Consider the following 3076-nt stretch of genomic DNA (forward strand, 5'->3'; position numbering starts at 1 on the left):
GTGCTTTTTGGATTATTTATTTAATTTTTATTACTTAAATACTGCTCTATACTGCTCATAGCAGCTTCTTCATCTTCTCCATTAGCGGAAAGAGTGATCTCCTCACCTGAATCCAGCCCAAGAGTCATCATACCCATAATGCTCTTTGCATTAACTTTCTTTTTACCGATCTCCACATAAATCTCGCTGTTAAACTGGCTGGCCACCTGTACCAGCTGCGCCACCGGGCGTGCCTCAAGTCCAGTAGACAGTTGAATTGTGACAGGTTTTTTAATCATAATTGCTCCTCCTTGTTATTCCTCAGTTCATCTGCAATTTCACTAAGTTTCCTGAGCCTGTGATTCACTCCAGATTTGCCAACCTGAGGATTTAGCATCATGCCTAATTCTTTTAGTGTAGCTTCCGGATACTGCAGTCTCAGTTCCGCAGTTTCTGCAAGTCCTTCTGTCAGGGACTGAAATCCCATTCTGCTCTCTATGAGCTTGATGTCTTCGATCTGCTTCACTGCCGCACTTACCGTCTTATTAATGTTTGCTGTTTCGCAGTTTACTTTCCGGTTCACAGAATTTCTCATTTCTTTCAGAATCCGGATATTTTCCAGATTCATCAGAGCCACATTTGCCTCCATGACTGCCAGAATATCTACGATCTGCGCACCCTCTTTCACATAGACCACATATGATTTTTTACGCAGAACAATTTTAGCATCTATCTGGAAACTACGGATAAGTTCCTGCAGCTGTTCTGCTTTCTGACGATCCGGACATACGATTTCAAAATGATACCCTTTCTCAGGATCACTTATAGAGCCGGACGCAAGAAAAGCACCGCGGATAAAAGCCCGCTTACAGCAGCTTTGCTGTGTTACCAGACTGTTGTCTGAGCAAAGAGATTCCCCATCTGCTTTACTTAGGGAAAGTTTCGTCCCCTGAAGAATATTCCTGATCTCATCAGGATTTCTGATTTCTACATAATATAGATTTCCCTTCTTCATTTGACGGCTTTCGCGGACAGCAATCTCTGTCTCTATATTAAATGTTTTTTGTAATAATGTAAAGCCTTTTCTTACGACTGCTGCATTTTCTGTCTGCAGCCGAAGTTTCCCCTCAGAAGTAACCCTTCCACAGGCGCACAGCAGCGCTGCTGTCTCCGCTATCCTGCAGTGTCGGGCAGGACTGATCTGTCTGGAAAGTTCTTCCTTCACCATCCCTGAAAAAGACAATTTCCATTTCTCCTGTTCTGTTATTTTTTCAGAAGCGCATCCTTTCCTATATCACGGTGTTCCAGCCGTATTCCGTATTCAGCAGTTTCCTGCAGACGTCCATGAAGCACTCTGGCAAGTGTTACCGATCTGTGCCTTCCGCCTGTACAGCCGATGGCAATAACAAGACTGGTTTTTCCCTCTCTGACATAATTAGGAATCAAAAATCGGATCATATCTGTAAGCTTATCTGCAAACTCTCCCGCAGCCGGACTGTCCATTACATATTCATAGACGTCATCATCCATTCCTGTATGAGGTCGCAGTTCATCAATATAATACGGATTCGGCAAAAACCTCACATCGAAAACAAGATCCGCATCGTCGGGTATACCATACTTAAAACCAAACGACAGAACAGATATCACCATATTTCCAAATTTTCCATTATCCACAAAAATACGGTTAACTTCTTTTTTCAGTTCCCGTGTAAGAAGTCTGGTGGTGTCAATGATATAATCCGCTCTCTCTTTCAAAAAGCGCATTTTTTCCCGTTCCTGACGAATTCCCTCATCTACCCGTCCATACATAGCAAGAGGATGGCTTCTTCGTGATTCCTTATATCTTTTTACAAGAACACGGTCATCTGCATCCAAAAACAATATTTCAAATTCATATCCTGCTTCATTTAACTGATCCAGTACATGCTCCAGTTCTTCCAGAGATCTTCCGCTTCTGGCATCAATCCCTATTGCGGCATTCTGAACATCCTCCCCCTGCATCCCTGCCATCAGAGACACAAATTTACTTACAAGGGGGATCGGAAGATTATCCACGCAAAAATAGCGGGCATCCTCCAGCATTTTCAGAGCAGTACTTTTCCCTGCTCCGGATAAACCTGTTACAATCACAAGACGCATCTCTTATCTCCCGTAAAAAAGTTAAAATTCTCCCAAAAATTTCACCTCTGGCTCCAGTGTCACTCCAAACTTCTCATAAACTGTATGAATCACGTGATCCATCAGTGCCCTTACATCTTTGGCAGTAGCTCCTCCTGCATTAATGACAAAGCCACAATGCTTCTCGGATACCTGTGCCCCGCCGATGCGGCAGCCCCGCAGTCCGCTGTCCATGATCAGTTTCCCTGCAAAGTATCCTTCCGGACGCTTAAATGTACTTCCTGCACTTGGAAAATCCAACGGCTGTTTTTCTGTTCGTCTGTCTGACAGCTCCTTCATTCTGGAACGTATCTCTTCCTGATTGCCTTCCTCAAGAGAGATTACCGCTTCTAATACCAGATATCCGGAAGTTTTTATAATACTGGTACGGTATCCCATCTCCAGTTTTTCTGCAGGGATCGTCAGTATCTCCCCTTCTCCGGTAAGAACTACAGCCTCTTTTAATACATCTTTCATTTCTCCGCCATAAGCGCCTGCATTCATCACCACTGCGCCTCCCAGCGTCCCGGGAATTCCTCCGGCAAATTCGAATCCTGTCAGAGAAGCATTTTTGGCAGCCACTGCAACAGATGACAGAAGCGCGCCGGCACAGGCACGGATCTGTTTTCCTTCTACAGTGATCTCCGACATATTACGATCCATCTGGATAATCACGCCCCGGTATCCTTTGTCACTTACAAGAAGATTGCTTCCATTCCCTAAAACAAAAAAAGGGATCTGTTCCTTTTTGCACAGCTTTACCACATCTGCAATCTGCTGCTTTTCTTCCGGCATGGTAAATATATCAGCCGGTCCTCCGATCCGAAAAGTTGTATGATTGCTCATTGGCTCATCAAAAAGTACCCTTTCCTTTCCCAGAAGTTCAATAAATTTCTGTCTGATCTCTTCTTTCACAGATTCTTTTCCTCACACTTTC

The 3076-nt window shown here is 44.1% G+C and carries 4 protein-coding genes; all 4 read right to left on the minus strand.

From position 1 onward, the window contains the following. Positions 1 to 20 precede the first annotated feature (20 nt). From RDS42_RS13695 to murB, 4 genes are read right to left on the minus strand one after another with little or no spacing between them, the layout of a single operon-like run. A complete protein-coding gene (locus tag RDS42_RS13695) occupies positions 21 to 278 on the minus strand; it encodes an HPr family phosphocarrier protein (RefSeq protein WP_308784145.1) in 258 nt (85 codons plus the stop codon). Further along, the gene (gene whiA / locus RDS42_RS13700) at positions 275 to 1222 is read right to left on the minus strand and encodes a DNA-binding protein WhiA (RefSeq protein ID WP_308784146.1); all 948 of its coding nucleotides are present in this window, start codon (positions 1220 to 1222) and stop codon (positions 275 to 277) included. Before whiA ends, RDS42_RS13695 begins: the two co-directional genes overlap by 4 nt. Before the next feature lie 20 nt (positions 1223 to 1242). Continuing rightward, on the minus strand, positions 1243 to 2121 hold the full coding sequence (gene rapZ, locus RDS42_RS13705) for an RNase adapter RapZ (RefSeq protein ID WP_308784147.1): 879 nt from the start codon (positions 2119 to 2121) through the stop codon (positions 1243 to 1245). Between the two features lie 21 nt (positions 2122 to 2142). Then, entirely contained in the window at positions 2143 to 3054 is a 912-nt protein-coding gene (gene murB, locus RDS42_RS13710; RefSeq protein WP_308784148.1) for a UDP-N-acetylmuramate dehydrogenase, read from the minus strand. Positions 3055 to 3076 lie beyond the last annotated feature (22 nt).

The sequence above is a fragment of the uncultured Blautia sp. genome (assembly GCF_902497045.1).
Classification (GTDB): Bacteria; Bacillota; Clostridia; order Lachnospirales; family Lachnospiraceae; genus Blautia_A.

What these genes read in the sequence shown, in the direction of transcription:
- RDS42_RS13695 (WP_308784145.1), bottom strand. Translation starts at nt 278, where the DNA reads ATGATTAAAAAACCTGTCACAATTCAACTGTCTACTGGACTTGAGGCA.
- rapZ (WP_308784147.1), bottom strand. Translation starts at nt 2,121, where the DNA reads ATGCGTCTTGTGATTGTAACAGGTTTATCCGGAGCAGGGAAAAGTACT.